The 19266-nt window shown below is 61.8% G+C and carries 22 protein-coding genes; 13 read left to right on the top strand and 9 right to left on the bottom strand.

Translation table 11 applies throughout. The features are described 5' to 3' along the window. Positions 1–79: IS3 family transposase (locus tag I8746_RS27680; protein WP_221100889.1), on the top strand; the 79-nt coding region annotated here is incomplete at its 5' end. Between the two features lie 101 nt (positions 80–180). Here the strand turns inward: I8746_RS27680 and trpA are convergent. Both trpA and trpB read right to left on the bottom strand, forming a co-directional pair. Next, a complete protein-coding gene (trpA, locus tag I8746_RS23620; RefSeq protein WP_011953131.1) occupies positions 181–990 on the bottom strand; it encodes a tryptophan synthase subunit alpha in 810 nt (269 codons plus the stop codon). Further along, entirely contained in the window at positions 987–2204 is a 1218-nt protein-coding gene (gene trpB, locus I8746_RS23625) for a tryptophan synthase subunit beta (protein ID WP_004575268.1), read from the bottom strand. Before trpB ends, trpA begins: the two co-directional genes overlap by 4 nt. Positions 2205–2314: 110 nt before the next feature. Between trpB and I8746_RS23630 the strand changes: the two genes are divergently transcribed. Further along, positions 2315–3211, top strand: a complete 897-nt coding sequence (locus I8746_RS23630; RefSeq protein ID WP_011953132.1) for a LysR family transcriptional regulator — start codon at positions 2315–2317, stop codon at positions 3209–3211. Here the strand turns inward: I8746_RS23630 and I8746_RS23635 are convergent. After that, positions 3208–3531, bottom strand: coding sequence for a YqjD family protein (locus tag I8746_RS23635; RefSeq protein WP_003253078.1), 324 nt, complete (start codon positions 3529–3531; stop codon positions 3208–3210). The genes I8746_RS23630 and I8746_RS23635 overlap by 4 nt on opposite strands. A gap of 150 nt (positions 3532–3681) precedes the next feature. Between I8746_RS23635 and I8746_RS23640 the strand changes: the two genes are divergently transcribed. Further along, on the top strand, positions 3682–3897 hold the full coding sequence (locus I8746_RS23640) for a dodecin (RefSeq protein ID WP_003253076.1): 216 nt from the start codon (positions 3682–3684) through the stop codon (positions 3895–3897). A 100-nt stretch (positions 3898–3997) separates the two neighbouring features. Continuing rightward, the gene (locus tag I8746_RS23645) at positions 3998–4219 is read left to right on the top strand and encodes a DUF1161 domain-containing protein (RefSeq protein WP_003253075.1); all 222 of its coding nucleotides are present in this window, start codon (positions 3998–4000) and stop codon (positions 4217–4219) included. Positions 4220–4291: 72 nt separating this feature from the next. On the opposite strand, the gene I8746_RS23650 is transcribed toward I8746_RS23645, so the two are convergent. After that, a complete protein-coding gene (locus tag I8746_RS23650; RefSeq protein ID WP_014754954.1) occupies positions 4292–5296 on the bottom strand; it encodes an LLM class flavin-dependent oxidoreductase in 1005 nt (334 codons plus the stop codon). A 152-nt stretch (positions 5297–5448) separates the two neighbouring features. On the opposite strand from I8746_RS23650, the gene I8746_RS23655 reads away from it, so the two are divergent. After that, entirely contained in the window at positions 5449–5874 is a 426-nt protein-coding gene (locus tag I8746_RS23655; RefSeq protein WP_003253070.1) for an OsmC family protein, read from the top strand. A 75-nt stretch (positions 5875–5949) separates the two neighbouring features. Next, positions 5950–6183 (top strand): DUF1161 domain-containing protein, encoded by a 234-nt coding sequence (locus tag I8746_RS23660; RefSeq protein ID WP_003253067.1) that lies wholly within the window; start codon positions 5950–5952, stop codon positions 6181–6183. Between the two features lie 35 nt (positions 6184–6218). Here I8746_RS23660 and I8746_RS23665 read toward each other — a convergent pair whose 3' ends face one another. Together I8746_RS23665 and I8746_RS23670 are read right to left on the bottom strand one after the other, a co-directional pair. Then, positions 6219–6632 carry a hypothetical protein gene (locus tag I8746_RS23665; RefSeq protein ID WP_011953134.1) on the bottom strand — a complete coding sequence of 138 codons (414 nt, stop codon included), beginning with the start codon at positions 6630–6632 and terminating at the stop codon, positions 6219–6221. A 55-nt stretch (positions 6633–6687) separates the two neighbouring features. Further along, complete coding sequence (locus I8746_RS23670; protein WP_003253063.1) at positions 6688–7101, bottom strand: hypothetical protein; 414 nt, start codon at positions 7099–7101, stop codon at positions 6688–6690. Between the two features lie 85 nt (positions 7102–7186). On the opposite strand from I8746_RS23670, the gene I8746_RS23675 reads away from it, so the two are divergent. Further along, a complete protein-coding gene (locus I8746_RS23675; protein WP_221101112.1) occupies positions 7187–8260 on the top strand; it encodes an aminopeptidase in 1074 nt (357 codons plus the stop codon). 105 nt (positions 8261–8365) lie between these two features. Here I8746_RS23675 and I8746_RS23680 read toward each other — a convergent pair whose 3' ends face one another. After that, positions 8366–9016, bottom strand: coding sequence for an HAD family hydrolase (locus tag I8746_RS23680; RefSeq protein ID WP_004575264.1), 651 nt, complete (start codon positions 9014–9016; stop codon positions 8366–8368). A gap of 121 nt (positions 9017–9137) precedes the next feature. Beyond that, positions 9138–9686 (bottom strand): gamma carbonic anhydrase family protein, encoded by a 549-nt coding sequence (locus I8746_RS23685; RefSeq protein ID WP_004575263.1) that lies wholly within the window; start codon positions 9684–9686, stop codon positions 9138–9140. Between the two features lie 66 nt (positions 9687–9752). Here I8746_RS23685 and prlC point away from each other — a divergent pair, with 66 nt between their 5' ends. The 6 genes from prlC (at position 9753) to I8746_RS23715 (ending at position 18114) form a co-directional block, all read left to right on the top strand. Then, positions 9753–11840, top strand: coding sequence for an oligopeptidase A (gene prlC, locus I8746_RS23690; protein ID WP_011953137.1), 2088 nt, complete (start codon positions 9753–9755; stop codon positions 11838–11840). Then, complete coding sequence (locus I8746_RS23695) at positions 11837–12118, top strand: YheV family putative zinc ribbon protein (protein WP_003253053.1); 282 nt, start codon at positions 11837–11839, stop codon at positions 12116–12118. Before prlC ends, I8746_RS23695 begins: the two co-directional genes overlap by 4 nt. 124 nt (positions 12119–12242) lie before the next feature. Then, the gene (locus tag I8746_RS23700) at positions 12243–14237 is read left to right on the top strand and encodes a M3 family metallopeptidase (RefSeq protein ID WP_014754957.1); all 1995 of its coding nucleotides are present in this window, start codon (positions 12243–12245) and stop codon (positions 14235–14237) included. A 70-nt stretch (positions 14238–14307) separates the two neighbouring features. Further along, the gene (locus I8746_RS23705) at positions 14308–15366 is read left to right on the top strand and encodes a PA0069 family radical SAM protein (RefSeq protein WP_003253048.1); all 1059 of its coding nucleotides are present in this window, start codon (positions 14308–14310) and stop codon (positions 15364–15366) included. A gap of 303 nt (positions 15367–15669) precedes the next feature. Continuing rightward, complete coding sequence (locus I8746_RS23710; RefSeq protein ID WP_003253046.1) at positions 15670–16389, top strand: carbonic anhydrase; 720 nt, start codon at positions 15670–15672, stop codon at positions 16387–16389. Positions 16390–16581: 192 nt separating this feature from the next. Then, entirely contained in the window at positions 16582–18114 is a 1533-nt protein-coding gene (locus I8746_RS23715; protein ID WP_004575261.1) for a SulP family inorganic anion transporter, read from the top strand. A 147-nt stretch (positions 18115–18261) separates the two neighbouring features. Here the strand turns inward: I8746_RS23715 and I8746_RS23720 are convergent, their stop codons facing one another. Then, entirely contained in the window at positions 18262–18903 is a 642-nt protein-coding gene (locus I8746_RS23720) for a hypothetical protein (RefSeq protein WP_003253042.1), read from the bottom strand. Between the last annotated feature and the right edge of the window lie 363 nt (positions 18904–19266).

Raw genomic sequence — 19266 nt, forward strand, 5'->3', positions numbered from 1 at the left:
TTACAACCATGACCGCATTAAAATGAAACTCAACGGCCTGAGTCCTGTGGCTTACAGAACTCAAGCTGAGGTAGCCTAGCACCGACCGTCCAACATCTGGGGCGCAGCTCAATATCGCAGAGCCAGAGGGTGGCGCTGGCCCCGTAGGAGCGGGTTTACCCGCGAAGCAGACGACGCGGTTTAGCGGCGTGCGCCACGCACCCCTTCAGCCAATGCCGAGCACAGGCTCAATACATCGGTCACCGCCTGATCGGCGCTTTTGGCCTGGGCGATCTTGTCGACCAGTGCCGAGCCCACCACCACGCCATCGGCCAGGCGGGCAATGTTCGCAGCCTGTTCCGGCGTGCGAATGCCGAAGCCAACGCTGATCGGCAGATCGGTATGCCGGCGCAGGCGGGCAATGGCTTCGGTCACATGCTCGGTGGTCGCCGAACCTGCACCGGTTACACCAGCCACCGACACGTAGTAGACGAACCCGGAGCTGCGCTCCAGCACGCGCGGCAGGCGCGCGTCGTCGGTGGTCGGGGTGGTCAGGCGGATGAAGTCGATGCCTGCAGCCTGGGCCGGGGTAGCCAGTTCGGCGTCGTGCTCTGGCGGAAGGTCGACGATGATCAGGCCATCGACGCCCGCGGCCTTGGCTTCAGCCACGAACGTGTCCACGCCAAAGCGGTGGATAGGGTTGTAGTAGCCCATCAGCACGATCGGCGTGGTCTGGTTATCCACACGGAATTCGCGAACCATCTGCAGGGTCTTGGCCAAGGTCTGACCAGCCTCAAGGGCGCGCAGGGTGGCCAGCTGGATGGCCACGCCATCGGCCATCGGGTCGGTGAACGGCATGCCCAGCTCGATCACGTCGGCGCCAGCAGCCGGCAGGCCCTTGAGGATCTGCAACGAGGCGTCGTAGCCCGGGTCGCCAGCTGTGACGAAGGTGACCAGTGCCGAGCGGCCTTCGGCCTTCAGCTCGGCGAAGCGTTGTTCAAGACGGCTCATGCGTGTTTCTCCTGGGCGGCCATGTGGTTCATGACGGTTTGCATGTCTTTGTCGCCGCGGCCCGACAGGCACACGACCATCAGGTGGTCCTTGGGCAGCTTCGGTGCGCGCTTGATCGCTTCGGCCAAGGCGTGGGAGCTTTCCAGGGCTGGAATGATGCCTTCCAGACGGCAGGTTGCGTGGAACGCATCCAATGCTTCGTCATCGGTGATGCTGACGTACTCGACGCGCTTCACCTCATGCAGATAGGCGTGCTCCGGGCCGATGCCCGGGTAGTCCAGGCCTGCGGAAATCGAGTGGGCATCGGTGATCTGGCCGTCTTGGTCCTGCAGCAGGTAGGTGCGGTTGCCGTGCAATACGCCCGGTACGCCGCCGTTCAGGCTGGCGGCATGCTTGTCGGTGTGTACGCCGTGGCCACCGGCTTCAACGCCGATGATCTGCACGCTCGGCTCTTCGAGGAACTCATGGAACAGGCCCATGGCATTGGAGCCGCCGCCGACGCAGGCAACCAGGCTGTCTGGCAGACGGCCTTCCTTCTCTTGCAACTGGGCACGGGTCTCTTTGCCGATGATCGACTGGAAATCGCGGACCATGGCGGGGTACGGGTGTGGGCCAGCCACGGTGCCGATCAGGTAGAAGGTGTCTTCGACGTTGGTAACCCAGTCACGCAGGGCTTCGTTCATGGCGTCTTTCAGGGTGCCGGTGCCGGCGGTAACCGGCACGATCTCGGCGCCCAGCAGCTTCATGCGGAATACGTTCGCCTGCTGGCGCTCGATGTCGGTGGCGCCCATGTAGATCACGCAAGGCAGGCCGAAGCGCGCGGCGACAGTGGCGGTGGCGACACCGTGCATGCCGGCGCCGGTTTCGGCGATCAGGCGCTTTTTGCCCATGCGCTTGGCCAGCAGCACCTGGCCGATGCAGTTGTTCACCTTGTGCGCGCCGGTATGGTTGAGCTCTTCACGCTTGAAGAAAATCTTCGCTCCGCCGCAATGCTCGGTCAGGCGCTCGGCGAAGTACAGCGGGTTGGGGCGGCCGATGTAGTCGCGCTGAAAATAAGCCAGCTCTTCAAGGAACTTGGGGTCTGCCTTGGCCGCTTCGTATTCGCGGGCCAGGTCCAGCACCAGTGGCATCAGGGTTTCGGCCACGTAGCGGCCGCCGAACGAGCCGAACAGGCCATTGGCGTCGGGGCCGGGGCGGTATTGGGACTGGGTCATGGGGCGCTCCAAGGCGTAGTGAATGAGTGATGGGCTTTACTCTAACCACGGCAAGCTCGGCTGAAAACCGATAAGATTGCGTAAACTTGTCAGAAAAACTCACAGGTAAAATGGCCCACGACCTCCCTCCCCTCAATGCCCTGCGCGCCTTCGAGGCTGCAGCCAGGCTCAACAGCGTCAGCCAGGCGGCGGAAGCGCTGCACGTGACCCACGGCGCTGTCAGCCGGCAGATCAAGGTGCTTGAGGAGCATCTGGGCGTAGCCCTGTTCGTCAAGGACGGGCGTGGCATCAAACTCACAGATGCCGGTGTGCGTCTGCGCGATGCCAGCGGTGAGGCCTTCGACCGGCTGCGCAGCGTGTGTTCCGAGCTCAGCCGTGATGTGAGCGAGGCGCCATTCGTGCTGGGCTGCTCGGGCAGCCTGCTGGCGCGGTGGTTTATCCCGCGGCTGGGGCGGTTGCAGGCGGATTTGCCTGAGCTGCGCTTGCACCTGTCGGCGGGTGAGGGTGACCTTGACCCGCGGCGGCCCGGGCTGGATGCGTTGCTGGTGTATGCCGAGCCACCGTGGCCGGCGGACATGCAGGTGCACGTGCTGGCCGAAGAATGCATCGGGCCGGTGCTCAGCCCACATTTCGCAGGTTTCCAGCGCTTGCAGGGGGCGCCCGCCAAGGCATTGTTGGGCGAAGCCTTGCTGCACACCACTTCACGCCCGCAAGCGTGGCCTACCTGGGCGGTGCAACAGGGCCTGGACCCGACGGCCATTCACTATGGCCAGGCTTTCGAGCACCTGTATTACCTGCTGGAGGCTGCCGTGGCCGGATTGGGCGTGGCGATTGCACCGCAGCCACTGGTCGCCGATGACCTGCGGGCGGGCCGTTTGAGTGCGCCTTGGGGCTTTTCACCTACCCAGGCGGCGCTGGCACTGTGGGTGCCACGGCGCGCCGCAGACGGGCGCGCCGAGCAGTTGGCGCAGTGGTTACGGGCGGAACTTGCGCGGCAGAGCGCTTAGTTTCGCTTGCATATCAGGTAGGCCGCCAGCAGGCCCAGCGCACCAATGGCCACACCGGCGGTGGTGTATGGGTGCTCCTGGGCGTAGTCCCGGGTGGCTATGCCGGTCTGGCGAGTGCGCTGCTTCACTTCCTCATACGCATCGCTCAGTAGGCTGCGCGAATGACGCAGTGCGCTTTCAGCGTTGCTGCGGATTGCCTTCACCGACTTCTGGGACTCTTCCGACGCATCATGCTTGAGGTGTTCCAAGCTTTTCAGAAGGCTCTCGATCTCCGCTTCCATGCTTTCCAGGGATGTTTTACGCAGCGAGTTGCGGTGCATGTTGACTCTCCTTTGCAGTATGGGCTGTAAGGATTGCGACCCTTGGGCTGCGTGAAAGTGCGATCGAACTTTCGCTGACAGTGACCGCTCGCAGGTAAACCAGGCCTGCGCTGCTAGGCTGAATCTCACCGTCAACCATGGAGAGCACTCATGACCGATCATCACACCTACAAGAAAATCGAGCTGGTCGGGTCTTCGCCCACCAGTATCGAAGAGGCGATTAACAATGCTCTGGCCGAAGCCGGTAAAAGCATCAAGCACCTGGAATGGTTCGAAGTGGTCGATACCCGCGGCCATATCCGCGACAACAAAGCGGCGCACTTCCAGGTCACGCTGAAGGTCGGCTTCCGTATCGCCAATAGCTGAAACAACGTTGGGTTGTATGATCCCGGCGTGATGAGGTATTCAGAAAAGGGGCGCCTTGGTGGGGCCCCTTCTGATTTCATCTGCACAAGGAACGCGAGTGATGAACAAACTGATTCTGGCGCTGGGCCTGATGACCCTGGCCGGTGGTGCGCTGGCAGCGGGCAAACCGTGCGAGGAACTGAAGGCGGAAATTGCGGCCAAGCTGGATGCCAAGGGCGTCACTGGCTACAAGCTGGAGATCGTCAAGAAAGGCGACCCGGCGGGCAAGGTCATTGGTAGCTGTGAGGCCGGGACCAAGGAGATTGTTTACCGCCGCGGCTGATGCGTTTGCCCTTTCGCGGACTTGCCCGCTTCCACAGTCAACCTATGGGAGCGGGCGAGCCCGTGTCGAGGGTCACTCGGCCTTGAGGGCCTGCGCCATCAGCTCATATGACCGAATGCGGTCCGCATGCTCATACAGGTCACAGGTAAAGATCAGCTCATCCGCACCCGTCTGTTCCAGCAGCACTTCTACCTTGGCCTTTACCTTCTGCGGGCTGCCGATCATGGCCAGCCCCAGGAAGCTGGCCACCGTCTCCCGTTCATGGGGCAACCACAGCCCATCCATGCTTTCCACGGGTGGCTTCTGCATCAGGCTCTGTCCGCGAATCAGCGCCAGGATGCGCTGGTAGACCGAGGTGGCCAGGTATTCGGCCTTCTCGTCGGTCTGCGCCACCACCATGGGAATGCCCAGCATCACATACGGCTTGTCCAGCGTGGTCGAGGGCTTGAAATGGTTGCGGTACACGCGAATGGCCTCGTGCATGTAGCGTGGCGCGAAATGCGAGGCGAAGGCGTAGGGCATGCCGCGCATGCCCGCCAGCTGGGCACTGAACAGGCTGGATCCCAGCAACCACATCGGCACGTCGGTGTCGTGCCCCGGCACTGCGATCACTTTTTGATCATCAGTGCGTGGCCCGAGGTAGCGCGAAAGCTCCTCGACATCGTCCGGGAAGTCATCTGGGCCGCCAGCGCGGTCGCGTCGCAGGGCATAGGCCGTCATCTGGTCCGAACCCGGCGCGCGGCCCAGGCCAAGGTCGATACGCCCCGGATACAGGCTGGCCAAGGTGCCGAACTGCTCGGCGATCACCAGTGGCGCATGGTTGGGCAGCATCACCCCGCCAGAGCCCACGCGAATACGTGAGGTGCCACCGGCCAGGTAGCCGATCAGCACCGATGTCGCCGAACTGGCGATGCCGTCCATGTTGTGGTGCTCAGCCACCCAGAAGCGGTTATAGCCAAAGCGCTCGACATGCTGCGCCAGGTCCAGCGAGTTGCGCAGCGATTGCGCGGGGCCGGCGTCGGCACGTACGGGCACCAGGTCCAGGGTGGAAATCTTCAGGTCACGCAGCTGCGTCATGGAGCCTCCGCAAAAGTGATTGGCCAGAGGCCTTTTTGATTCTGTATGGGCGCGTTCGTTGGATTCAATGCCTGTAAGCATATTGCGCTGAACTTGCAGCAGGCGGCAGGCCTCTGAACCGTAGGTAAGCAACCCAGTGACCAGGAGGCATCATGAAAAAGACAGCATCGGCGATCTGGCAAGGTGGCCTGAAGGATGGAAAAGGTCTGCTTTCTACCGAAAGCGGTGCACTCAAGCAGAACCCTTATGGCTTCAACACACGTTTCGAGGGCACGCCCGGTACCAACCCGGAGGAGCTGATTGGCGCGGCCCATGCCGGTTGTTTCTCGATGGCGCTATCCATGATGCTCGGCGAGGCGGGGCTGACTGCGGAGCGGATCGACACGGCTGCAGAGGTGACGCTCGACAAGCAAGCTGACGGTTTTGCCATTACCGCTGTGCACTTGGTGCTCAGGGCCAAGGTACCGGGGGCCAGCGAGGCTCAATTCCTGGAGATTGCCAACAAGGCGAAGGAAGGCTGCCCGGTGTCCAAGGTTTTGAATGCGAAGATCAGCCTGGATGCGGCGTTGGTGGGGTGAAACGGTGCAACGGTGGTGGTTTGCTGTAGTCTAAAGAACGTCGGCAGCGCCACTGCCCTTTCCAGGAGCCGTTCCATGATTCGCGTAGCTATCGCTGTGTTGGCTTCCCTTGTCGCCACGTCTGCGCTGGCGGCCGTCAAGCCTTGCGAGGAGCTGAAAACCGAGATCGAGGCCAAGATCCAGGCCCAAGGGGTTTCGTCCTATACGCTGGAGATCGTGCCCAACAGCGAGGTCAAGGACCAGAACATGGTTGTCGGGACCTGCGATGGCGGGACGAAGAAGATCATCTATCAAAAGAATGATCGATAAGCACCAAGGCCCGGGGCTGCAAGGCAGCCCCACATTCACGGTATGCAGAACACTTCGCTAGGCTCGTTCACCACCACCTTGCGGTTGGCGTCATACAGCAGCACCTGCGGCTCCATTACCGGCGCCCGCGCTTCCAGGCGATAGCGTTCGCCGGCCTTGAAGTTGTCAAAGCGTACGGTCAGGTAGCAGGTTCGGTCCCTGGGCTCGGACATGATGCCGCCCGAGTAGATTTCATAATCGAAGCGCACCACCAGTTCGTGCTTGCCCGGCGTCACCTGAAAATATCGGCCATCGTCCAGACGCTTGCCGTCGAGGCGGTCGGCCATGATCACCCGGCCGGGGGTCATGGTGTACAGATCGACCCAGGCCTGCTTGGGGTCGACGGGCGGCAAGGGGCTGGCGCAAGCCCCCAGTGCACTGAGGGCGATCAGCATCATGGGCTGGCGCATGGCAAAACTCCCACTTGCGATTTACAAGTAACAAGCATAGCGCCGTTTGTGCGGTTCAGGTGCGCTGACAACCCGCCGGCAGCCCTTGACCCAGCAGTTTTTGCTGGTGGTCGTAGAGTTTGATCCAAGGGCGGAAGCCAATGCTGCCGGCTTGCAGCTGATAACGCTGCCCGGCGCTGAAGTCCTTGAAGGTCAGCTTGACCTGGCAATCGCGCCACAATGGCTCCTCGACGGGGCCGATATTGCTGGGGTTAACCGGAAACTGATAGCGCACGGTCAGTTCGTGGCTGCCGGGTTGAACCTCGAAATAGCGGCTGTCAGCCCAGTCACGCTCATCTACCTGCACGGCGTCCAGCGACGTATTGTCGTAACGGGTGAGGTCGATCCAGGCCTGGTTCGGGTCTGGGTCTGGCAAGGTTGAACAGGCAGAGATCAACAACAGTGAGCCGGCGACCAACAATGCACGCATGGCGAAACTCCCCCTTGGCGAGATAGTCTTGGAGCGAAATGGTGTTGAGCGAGTCAGACAGTCCCGGATGCTTCGACTTTTTCTTATGCAGCGCTCAGGCCTTGGGGCACTCGACCGCATTTTCACCCGTTTGGTTCCGCTGCTTGCGGCGCTCCTGCTGAACGGTTGCAGCAATGCCGCCTACTACGGGCAGCTGGCGCAGGGCCAGTGGCAGTTGCTGCGGGCGCGGCAGCCTGTAGAGCAGGTATTGGCCGACCCTGCTACCCCTGCACCCTTGCGCGCGCACCTGCAACAGGCCGAACAGGCGCGGCTGTTTGCCAGCCAGCAATTGAAACTGCCAGACAACCGCAGCTACCGGGTATACGCCGACCTTGGACGCCCCTACGTGGTGTGGAACGTGTTCGCCACGCCCGAGTTGTCGTTGCAACCGGTAACGCACTGCTTTCCGATTGCCGGGTGCGTGGCGTACCGCGGCTACTACCAGCAAGGCGCGGCGCGAGGCGCGGCGGCGTTGATGCGTCAGGATGGCCTGGATGTGTACGTGGGTGGCGTGGAAGCTTATTCGACCCTGGGTTGGTTCGATGACCCGATTTTGTCGTCGATGGTGGGCTGGGGCGATGAGCGCCTGGCTACGTTGATCTTTCATGAATTGGCCCACCAGCGCTTCTATGTGCAGGACGATACCGAGTTCAATGAGTCGTTTGCCTCGTTCGTCGAGCAGGAAGGCACGCGGCAATGGCGTGCGGCGCGTGGGCTGACGGCGGTTGGCGGGGATCAGGGAAAGCAGCGCGACCAGTTTATCCGCCTGGTGTTGGCCAGCCGTGAGCGATTGCAGGCGATCTATGCGGAGCCGTTGGATGATGCACACAAGCGCCGGGCCAAGCAGGCCGAGTTTGAGCGTTTGAGGCGTGAATACCGGCAGGTGCGTGATGGCCAGTGGGGCGGTGACAAGCGCTATGACGCCTGGATGTATGGGCCGATGAATAATGCCAAGTTGTTGCCGTTCGGGCTATACGACCAGTGGGTGCCGGCGTTTGCGGCGCTGTTTCGTGAGGTGGGTGGAGATTGGGTTCGGTTCTACGCGCGGGTCGAGCATTTGGGGCGGTTGCCGATTGAAGCAAGGAAGGCGGCGCTGCAGCATCTGATGGTTAGCCGTTGAGATTTTGGGGCCGCTTTTGCGGCCCCTCGCGCCACAAGGCCGACAAAGGCCCTGCGTACGCCGATCGATGTGGGAGGGCCGGCTGCAAAGCGGCCCTGCTGGCCCTCAAGCCTTGCTAAAAGCCTGGTGCAAATCGGCTACCGTGGCGAAGTGGAAAGCGGGTTCTTCTGCCATCAGCTCTTCCCGGCTGCCAAACCCGTACCCCACCGCGACGGCCTGCAGCCCGTTGCTGCGCGCGCCGATCAGGTCATGCTTGCGGTCCCCGATCATCAGGGTGTGCGCCGGGTCCAGCCCTTCTTCATCCAGCAAATGGCGAATCAGCTCGACCTTGTTGGTGCGCGTGCCGTCCAGCTCACTGCCGTAGATCACCTTGAAGTGGTGATCGAAAGCAAAGTGCCGAGCGATTTCGCGGGCGAACTCCCACGGTTTGGAGGTGGCAATGTACAGCGTGCGGCCCTGCCCGTTCAGGGCCTCAAGCAACTCCGGCACACCTTCGAACACGAGGTTTTCGTAAAGACCGGTCACGCGGAAGCGCTCGCGGTAGAAGTTCACCGCATCCCAGGCCTTGGCTTCGTCGAAGCTGTAGAACTGCATGAAAGCCTGCAGCAGGGGTGGGCCGATGAAGTGTTCGAGGCGGGCCAGGTCCGGTTCGTCGATGCCCAGCTTGGCCAGGGCGTACTGGATCGAGCGAGTGATGCCCAGGCGTGGGTCGGTCAGGGTGCCGTCGAGGTCGAAGAGGATGTTTTGCTGGTGCATGTACAGGGTTCCACTTGATTGCTGCGTGGCCTTCTTCGCGGGCATGCCCGCTCCCACAGGTAAAGCGCAGGCCTTGAAGGGGCCACTCAACCTGCGGGGGCGGGCATGCCCGCGAATGCGGTCATTCAGGTTGATCGTAGCCTTCGGCCAGGTGCTGGTCCTTGAGCTTCACGTAGTTGCCGGCGCTGTAGGAGAAAAATGCGCGCTCCTTGTCGTTCAGCAGCCGGGCCTGTTTTACCGGGCTGCCCATGTACAGGTAGCCACTGACCAGGCGTTTGCCCGGCGGCACCAGGCTGCCGGCGCCAATGATCACTTCGTCCTCGACGATGGCACCATCCATGATGGTGCTGCCCATACCCACCAGGATACGGTTGCCCAGGGTGCAGCCATGCAGCATCACCTTGTGCCCGATGGTCACTTCGTCGCCGATGATCAGCGGGAAACCGTCCGGGTTGAAAGGCCCGGCGTGGGTAATGTGCAGCACGCTGCCGTCCTGCACGCTGGTGCGCGCGCCAATGCGGATGCGGTGCATGTCGCCGCGCACCACGGTCAACGGCCAGACCGAACTGTCTTCACCGATCTCCACGTCGCCCAGCACCACCGCCGAACGGTCGACGAAGGCCCTGGGCCCAACTTTCGGAGTGTGTTGCTGGAAGCTGCGAATGGCCATGATAGCGTCTCTCATCTGTGCCGATAGGCAGGCTGCCTGCTGCGGTCGGCGTCGATTGTAATTAAGATGGGGCAGTGTTTCTTCTGCCAAGGTATCCAAACCGTGACTGCGAACAACCCGCTTCTGCAATCCCACGATCTGCCGCCCTTCTCGCAAATTCGTGCCGAACACGTGTTGCCGGCGATCGAAGCGATCCTGGCCGACAACCGTAAAGCCATTGCCGAGATCCTCGAAAAGCAGGGCAAGAACCCTACATGGGCCGGCCTGGTGCTGGCCATGGACGAACTGAACGACCGCCTGGGCGCCGCCTGGAGCCCGGTCAGCCACCTCAATGCGGTGTGCAACAGCGCCGAGCTGCGCGAGGCTTACGAGTCTTGCCTGCCAGCCCTCAGCGCCTACTCTACCGAACTGGGCCAGAACCGCGCGCTGTTCGAAGCCTACCAGGCGCTGATCAACAGCCCTGAGGCTGCCGGCTTCGACGTGGCGCAAAAGACTATCCTCGAGCACGCCCTGCGTGACTTCCGCTTGTCGGGTATCGACCTGCCGGCGGACAAGCAGCAGCGTTACGCCGAAGTGCAGAGCAAGCTCAGCGAGCTGGGCAGCCGTTTTTCCAATCAGCTGCTCGACGCCACCCAGGCATGGACCAAGCATGTTACCGACGAAGCTGCGCTGGCCGGCCTGACCGATTCGGCCAAGGCGCAGATGGCCGCTGCAGCCCAGGCCAAGGGCCTGGACGGCTGGCTGATCACCCTCGAGTTCCCCAGCTACTACGCGGTGATGACCTACGCCAGTGACCGCGCCCTGCGCGAAGAGCTATACGCCGCCTACTGCACCCGCGCCTCCGACCAGGGCCCGAATGCCGGCCAGTTCGACAATGGCCCGGTGATGCGCGAAATCCTCGACCTGCGCCAGGAGCTGGCCGAACTGCTGGGCTACAAGAACTACGCCGAGCTGAGCCTGGCCACCAAGATGGCCGAGTCCAGCGACCAGGTGCTGAGCTTCCTGCGTGACTTGGCCAAGCGTTCCAAGCCGTTCGCCGCCCAGGACCTGCAACAGCTCAAGGCCTACGCTGCCGAACAAGGCTGCCCCGAGCTGGCCAGCTGGGATGCCGGCTACTTTGGCGAGAAGCTGCGCGAGCAGCGCTACAGTGTGTCGCAGGAAGCCCTGCGCGCCTACTTCCCGATCGACAAGGTGCTGGGCGGCCTGTTCAGCATCGTGCAGCGCCTGTATGGCATCGAAATCGCCGAGCTGAAGGGCTTCGACAGCTGGCACCCGGACGTACGCCTGTTCGAGATCAAGGAAAATGGTCAGCACGTTGGCCGTTTCTTCTTCGACCTGTACGCCCGCGCCAACAAGCGTGGGGGCGCCTGGATGGACGGCGCCCGTGACCGTCGCCGCACTGCCGGCGGCCAGCTGCAGAGCCCGGTGGCCAACCTGGTGTGCAACTTCACCCCGGCCGCGCCCGGCAAGCCCGCCTTGCTGACCCATGATGAAGTCACCACCCTGTTCCACGAATTCGGTCACGGCCTGCACCACATGCTGACCCGCATTGAGCATGCCGGCGTGTCCGGCATCAACGGTGTGGCCTGGGATGCGGTCGAGCTGCCCAGCCAGTTCATGGAAAACTGGTGCTGGGAGCCGGAAGGCCTGGCACTGATTTCTGGTCACTACGAAACCGGCGCCGCCCTGCCCCAGGACCTGCTGGACAAGATGCTGGCCGCGAAAAACTTCCAGTCGGGCATGATGATGGTGCGCCAGTTGGAGTTCTCGCTGTTCGATTTCGAGCTGCACGCCAGCCATGGCGACGGCCGCAGCGTATTGCAGGTGCTCGAAGGTGTGCGTGACGAGGTGTCGGTCATGCGCCCGCCGGCTTACAACCGCTTCCCCAACAGCTTTGCGCACATTTTCGCGGGCGGTTACGCGGCGGGCTACTACAGCTACAAGTGGGCCGAAGTGCTGTCGGCTGACGCCTTCTCGCGCTTCGAGGAAGAAGGCGTGCTGAACGCCGAGACCGGCCGCGCCTTCCGCGAGGCGATCCTGGCCCGTGGTGGTTCGCGCGAGCCGATGGAGCTGTTTGTCGACTTCCGTGGCCGTGAGCCTTCCATCGATGCATTGCTGCGCCACAGTGGTCTTACCGAGGACGCTGCAGCATGAGTGAGGTAGCTGTGAACAAGACCAAGAAGCGCTTCATTGCCGGTGCCGTGTGCCCGGCGTGCAGCGAGCCCGACAAGCTGATGATGTGGAACGACGACGGCGTACCGCACCGCGAGTGCGTAGCTTGCGGCTTTACCGACACCCTCAACGAGCAGGGCTTGTCGGTGCCGAAGGAACTCGGCACCCGGGTCAACCACCTGGCGCCGAAAGCAGCGCCGGCCAAGGTGCAGACCGTGCAGTTCTTCCCAAATCCGAAGCTGAAAAAGCCGGCTGAGTAATCCTGTCATGCCGCCCGGGTGCAATGCCCGGGCAGGCATGGACAGGTGTTAGATAGTCAGGCCACCTGGCGCAGGCTGGCCATGCAAGCTCTCTTGCTCATTTCTATCAGCAAGGTGATGCACCATGGCCAACCCTCTTCTGCAAGATAGCCATATCCCCGTCGATTACTCTTCCATCACCCTCGAAAACATGCAGGCGGCATTCGCTCACGTGCTGCAGGCACACGAGAACGGTGTCGAACGCATCATCCGTGATCAACGAACCATGCCCACCTGGGATGACATGGTGCTGGCGTTGGATGGGCTGGATAGCCGGCTGCTGGCAGTGTTGTATGCCGCCTCACCACTGGTCGGCCGGGATACGGCGTGGGCCAACGTCATCATTGATTTCTACCGGAAAGTGACGGCGCGCTTCGAGCAAAAATTCGCCAACACGGGTTTGCATGACCTGTATGCACGCTTGGCCGGCAGTGACATCGGCAAGCAACTGGATGTCGGGAAGCGTGCCACTTTGCGTTGGCACCTGGACAAGTTCGCCGCTAGCGGGGCGTTACTCGACACCGCAGGCAAAGCGCATCTGGCAGACCTTCAAGCGCAGATTGGCACTGCACGCGAGGCGTTCCGCAGCAACATCGACCGGCCTGGGTTGAACATCACCGATGAAGCGGAGCTGAGCGGCATCCCGCAGCGGGTACGTGACGAATTGGCTGCAAGCGCACAGCAAGCAGGTAAGCAAGGGTGGTTGATTGCGTGTGACACGGTGACTACGCGTGAGGTGCTCAAACATGCTGCCAACCGCCAGTTCCGTGAGCGGGTGTACCGGGCTTTTCACGCCCGCGGCGTCAGCCATGATCGGCAACAGGACAATAGCTGGTATCTGCAGCAACTGGCGCAATTGCTTGAGGAGAAGGCCCTCCTGCTCGGTTATTCCGGCCATCTGGAGCAGAGCCTGCAGGTGAAGAGTGCCGGTTCGGTAGACCAGGTGCGGGGCTTTCTCCACGATCTGGCCGATCATGTGCGACCTGCCATGTTGCGGTGGCGTTCGCAGGTGGAGTGTTGGGCTGCCGAGCAGGGCCTGGGCAAACCCCAACCCTGGGATTTCGAGTACCTGCGGTGTGCTTCGCGCAGCGTGTTTCCTGCCGAAGCGCTGCGCGATTACTTCCCGCTGAATACTGTTGTCAGTGCGTTGCAGCAATTGGCGCAGACGTTGTTTGGTGCAGTGCTGCAGCCCAAAGCGCTGCCTGTCTGGGATGACAGCGTGCAGCCGTTCGAGGTGTGGCAGGACAGCGCTTTCATTGGCTTTCTGTATCTGGATGCCGTGCAACACGCAGGCAAGCAGCCAGACGCGGTGTTTACCACCTATGTAAGGAATCGCCGGGTCGATGCAGAGGGTATCTGCCAGGCAGCCTCGGTGGTGGTGTTCAGTGATGTGCCGCAAGCGCTGTCAGGTTCGCAGCCGTTGCTCGATCATTTGTCACTGCGCAAGCTGTTCCATGAATTCGGCCATGCCCTGCACCACCTGCTGGTACGTACGACGAACCACGTCATGTCCAATGTGACTGAGCTGGGCACCGATGGTGTGGAGTTGTTCGGCAAGCTGTTCGAACGTTGGGTCTGGGACGCGGACTACCTGGTAGCGATCTCGGCGCGCACGCACGACGGCCGCCAACTATCCCGCAAGCAAGCCAATGAGTGCCTGCGGCAGCTACGGCAGCAGGGCGTGGAGGAGATCGCGGGTGATCTGTGCCTGGCGCTGTTCGACATGGACCTGCATGGCACACCAAACGATGGCAGGACCTTTGAACAGCGACTGGGTGATGCCCGCGCGCGTTGCGGTTACTGGCCACTCGCTGACTTTGAACATCCGGCGCATGCCTTCGACCACCTTGTGAACGGCTACGATGCGGGTTACTACGCCTACCTGTGGTCGGATGTGCATGCCTTCGATGTGTTCACCCGCTTCGAAGCCGAGGGCCTGTTGAACGGAGCCACGGGGCGGGCACTGCAGGAAGCACTGTTCGCCCCAGGGGCATCGCGCCCATTGCGTGAAGGCATCGAGGCGTTTCTCGGGCGGCAATCGAGCCAGGCAGCGTATCTCAGCTGGCATGGCCTGAGGTAGTCAGACCAGAGGTGCTGGAAAGATCACGGCATGCACGATACTGTATATGAGTACAGTGTTCAGGTGAGCCATGATTCCTCCAGCACCGCAAAAGGGCCGTGGCACGGCGCACAACCCACACAACCGCTTTGCCCCTGGTCATTCGGTGGCGGAAGATGATGGCTGGTATCAGGAAGTGCCGCAAACCCAGGGTACCGAGGTGAGGATCGAGACAGCCAAGTCGGTGATCAGCCGCAACACTTCACCCGACCTCCCTTTCGATCGCTCCATCAACCCCTACCGTGGCTGCGAACATGGCTGTATCTACTGCTATGCCCGCCCCTCACACGCCTACTGGGACCTTTCTCCCGGCCTGGATTTCGAGACCAAACTGATTGCCAAGACCAACGCCGCCGAGGTGCTGGCACAGCAATTGAGCAAACCGGGCTACGTGTGCGCGCCGATCAATCTGGGCTCCAACACCGACCCGTACCAGCCGATTGAGCGGGAACAGTTACTGACCCGGCGCTTGCTCGAAGTGTTACTGCGTTTTCGTCACCCGGTGACCATTGTCACCAAGGGTTCACTGGTACTGCGCGACCTCGACCTGCTGGCCGAGATGGCCCGCCAGCGCCTGGCACGAGTGATGATCAGCCTGACCACGCTGGACGACGGCCTCAAGCGCGTGCTCGAACCCCGAGCGGCCTCACCCGGTGCGAGGTTGAGGGCCATCCGGGTATTGCGTGAAGCGGGCGTACCGGTGGGTGTTTTGTGTTCGCCGATGATTCCGATGATCAACGACAGTGAGCTGGAACGCCTGTTGGAGGCGGCCAAGGAGGCCGGTGCGCAAAGTGCGGCGTACATGATGCTGCGCCTGCCGCTGGAGGTGGCGCCGTTGTTTGAGCAGTGGTTGCAGGACCATTACCCGCAGCGGGCAGCGCATGTGTTGAGCCTGATCCGCCAGAGCCGTGGTGGCGAGCTGTATGACAGCCGGTTCGGTGTGCGCATGCGTGGTGAAGGGGTGTTTGCCGAGTTGCTGGCGCAGCGCTTTGCCAAGGCAATGAAACGGCTGGACTTCGAAGGGCGCGAGGCGCAGGCGCTGGATTGCTCGGCGTTCTGCCCGCCGGGTGGGCAGATGGCGCTGTTCTGACATGAACCCGCCCCACCAAGGGCTGCGCATTGCTCACAACGCAACTAATAACAACCAATAATTGCGCTAATACATATTGGCAGCTGATGTTTTTTTGCTATTATCCAGTTCCCGCCTTTTTCATCTGGAACGCCCGTTCTAGAGCCTTCGAATTAAGTTTCAGTTAAGTTTTCCCCGCTAGCGTAGGTAATAAGTCCACAGCGACTGTGATCTATGGCCCGTGCGTGTCATCTAAAACCCTGCATAGCCTGAATCTTTCACCGGTAAAATGGATTTACCTACACACCGTCAAGAGGATGAATCATGCCCGTCAAGGACCCATCCAAGGTCGTACCGCAGGTCCCCGCGGAAAGCGCCGATGCTGCCCTTAAGCACATCGTCGACGGCTTCCTGCGCTTTCACCATGATGTTTTCCCAGATCAGCAAGAGCTGTTCAAGAAGCTCGCCACCGCGCAAACACCACGCGCCATGTTCATCACCTGTGCCGATTCGCGCATCGTTCCCGAGCTGATCACCCAGAGCTCGCCAGGCGACCTGTTCGTGACCCGTAACGTGGGTAACGTGGTACCGCCTTATGGCCAGATGAACGGCGGCGTTTCCAGCGCCATCGAGTACGCCGTAATGGCGCTTAAAGTTCACCACATCATCATCTGTGGCCACTCCGACTGTGGCGCCATGCGTGCGGTACTCAACCCGCAGTCGCTGACCAAGATGCCTACCGTTGGCGCTTGGTTGCGCCACGCGGAAGTGGCCCGCACCGTGGTCGAGAACAACTGCTCCTGCGGCAGCGAACACGAGACGATGCAAGTGCTGACCAAAGAGAACGTCATCGCCCAGTTGCATCACTTGCGCACCCATCCTTCGGTGGCTTCGCGCCTGGCAGCCGGTGAGCTGTTCATTCATGGTTGGGTGTACGACATCGAGACCAGCAAGATCGAAGCCTACGACGCCGCCAGCGACAGCTTCCTGCCCTTGGCCGCGGGTGAACCCGTTCCCTGCGCCACTCCGAGAGGCCGCTACTAAGCGACCCGTCCGCTGCTAGAACCTTGATAGCCGGCTGCACCCTGCAGGGGTGTGGCACGGCATTCGGCTGCCTTGAATTCCCTGACTGCCCTGCCGGCGTGCTCGCTGGCGGCCCGCGCCTGCGCGCTTGTCAGGGGCAAACGTGCCCACGGCCAGGGGAATGGCCGTGCGACTAGTGAAAGGAGAAACACGGTGAACATTACACAGTTGAAAGCGGCCCTGCCGCGTGAGTTGCTGGCGTCGGTGGTGGTCTTCCTGGTGGCCCTGCCGTTGTGCATGGGCATTGCGATCGCTTCTGGCATGCCGCCGGCAAAAGGCCTGATTACTGGGATTATCGGCGGCATTGTCGTCGGTTTCCTTGCTGGGTCGCCGCTACAGGTCAGCGGCCCCGCTGCCGGTCTGGCGGTACTGGTGTTCGAGCTGGTACGCCAGCACGGCATGGCCATGCTCGGGCCAATCCTGTTGCTGGCCGGCCTGTTGCAGTTGCTGGCCGGTCGCTTGCGTCTGGGCTGCTGGTTCCGCGTGACTGCGCCGGCGGTGGTTTACGGCATGCTCGCCGGGATTGGCGTGTTGATCGTGCTTTCGCAGGTGCATGTGATGTTCGACACCGCGCCGCAACCGTCGGGCCTGCAGAACCTGCTGGCGTTCCCGGCAACGTTGTCGGCAGCCCTGCCACAGGAGAGCACCGGCGCCGGCTGGATGGCCGGTGCGCTGGGCCTGGGGACCATCGCCATCATGTGGGGCTGGGAGCGCTTGCGGCCGCAGCGGCTGCGTTTCGTGCCGGGTGCATTACTCGGCGTGGCCAGCATGACCGCTATCAGCCTGTGGCTGGCCTTGCCGGTGAACCGCGTACAGGTACCGGCCGACCTGTCCGAGGCCATCGACTGGCTTCGTCCGGCGGACCTGATGCAGCTGGCCGACCCTGCTCTGTTGGTCGCCGCTTTTGCCCTGGCGTTCATTGCCAGCGCCGAAACCTTGCTGTCGGCCGCAGCAGTGGACCGCATGCACAGCGGCCAGCGTTCGGACTTCGACCGCGAACTGTCGGCTCAGGGCATCGGCAACATGCTGTGCGGGGTGCTGGGTGCCCTGCCAATGACCGGGGTAATCGTGCGCAGCTCGGCCAACGTCCAGGCCGGGGCGCAAACCCGGGCCTCGGCAATCTTCCATGGCTTGTGGTTGCTGGCCTTCGTGGTGGCGCTGAGCAGCGTGCTGCAGCAGATCCCGGTGGCGAGCTTGGCGGGGGTGTTGGTGTTTACCGGGGTCAAACTGGTCGACTTCAAGGCGTTTCGCGGGCTGGGCCGTTATGGGCGCATGCCGATGTTCACCTACGCGGCGACTGCGCTGGCGATCATCTTTACCGACCTGCTGACCGGTGTGCTGCTGGGCTTTGCCCTGACCTTGCTGAAGCTGGCGTTCAAGGCGGCGCGGCTGAAGATCAACCTGGTGAGCCTGGCCAAGGATGGGCACATGGAACTGCGCCTCAGTGGCGCGGCGACCTTCCTGAAGGTGCCGGCGCTGACCCAGGTGCTGGATACCGTACCGGCGGGCACCACGCTGCATGTGCCGCTGGGGAACTTGAGCTATATCGACCACTCGTGCCTTGAGTTGCTGGAGGACTGGAGCCGCAGCAATTCTGCCAATGGGTCACGGTTGCTGATAGAGCAGCGGCGCCTGAAGCGTCGGATCGAGGGCCGGTTGCGGACTACAGCGGGGGTTGGGGCGTAGGAGCGGGATTACCCGCGAATACGGTAGCGGCGGCAACGGTGATCGGCGGGTGGAGATTGGCCAGCAGGGCTGGCCCTTTCGCGGGTGAACCCGCTCCTACGACGGCCTGCGCCGAACCACCGATGCACCTAGGCCGTTACAGGTCTATCAGGCCGGCTGACCCAGCTCGACACCCAGTTGGCGCGAAAGGCACGGCCAGCGCTTCCACGCCTCGCCAGTTGCCGGGCTGCTCAGCTTCTCTCGATAAGCCTCCACCGATTCAACCGCAAAGCTCTCGTCATTGAGCATTTCGTCGACCGAGTGGTGCACCACTTCATCCAGCTGGTTGGCAAAGCTTTCGCCAATCAACTGGTGGGCAATCAGGTTGGCGACCGTGGTGTCGACCGGGATCAACGGCTGCTGGAAGTGGCGAATGTACAAGTCATTCACCTCTTCCACCAGGCGGTGCGCCAGGTACGCTTCATCCAGCAGGCAGTCCAGGCCTACATGCCCTTGCATCACGCTGGGCGGCTGCAGGAAGTAGGCTTCGGCAATTTTCAGTACAGGTTTGATCTGCGATTCGATCCCGGCTTCGCGGGCGACCTCGTGGGCGGCCTCCAGCAGTTCCGGAACCTGATCGATGTAGGCGCTGACGAAGCGCGCCAAAGTACCCTGGGCGTCCTGCTCAGGCAGTTGGATCGAGGGGTGCAGGTGGGGCAGTTGCAGCTCGAGACGCTGTTTCAATTGGCCGGTCTGGCCTTCATGTTGATGGGCTTGGCTTACCTGCTCGCGTACAGCAGCGATGTTCATGACAACTCCAGGGACATTACGTTTCAAACGGAAGACACTAAATTAGCTCGGTATACAGAATACCTAAGACGTATTTGTTATAAGCCGCGCAAACGTGTGCCATGTCTGGCATAACCAGATGCCATTGTTTCGCCATGACCTCTCAAGCGCGCGGTTTTCGGGCTATCTGGCCATTTCGTGAAGTTCATTTCACAGGCTTCATTGCGTGCCATTGGTCGCTGTCTATACTCCCGGTGAACGTGATTCGTTGATGAGGCCCGACTGCTTTTAGCAGGGGCTCGGTCGTCGAAGCCATGCAGTCTTGACCGCCGTTCCCTCTTGCCGCAGGCCACGCCTCCGGGACAACAAGAATTAGAAGGGGAA

This window comes from Pseudomonas sp. USTB-Z (genome assembly GCF_019691255.1).
In the GTDB taxonomy this organism is placed as follows: Bacteria; Pseudomonadota; Gammaproteobacteria; order Pseudomonadales; family Pseudomonadaceae; genus Aquipseudomonas; species Aquipseudomonas alloputida.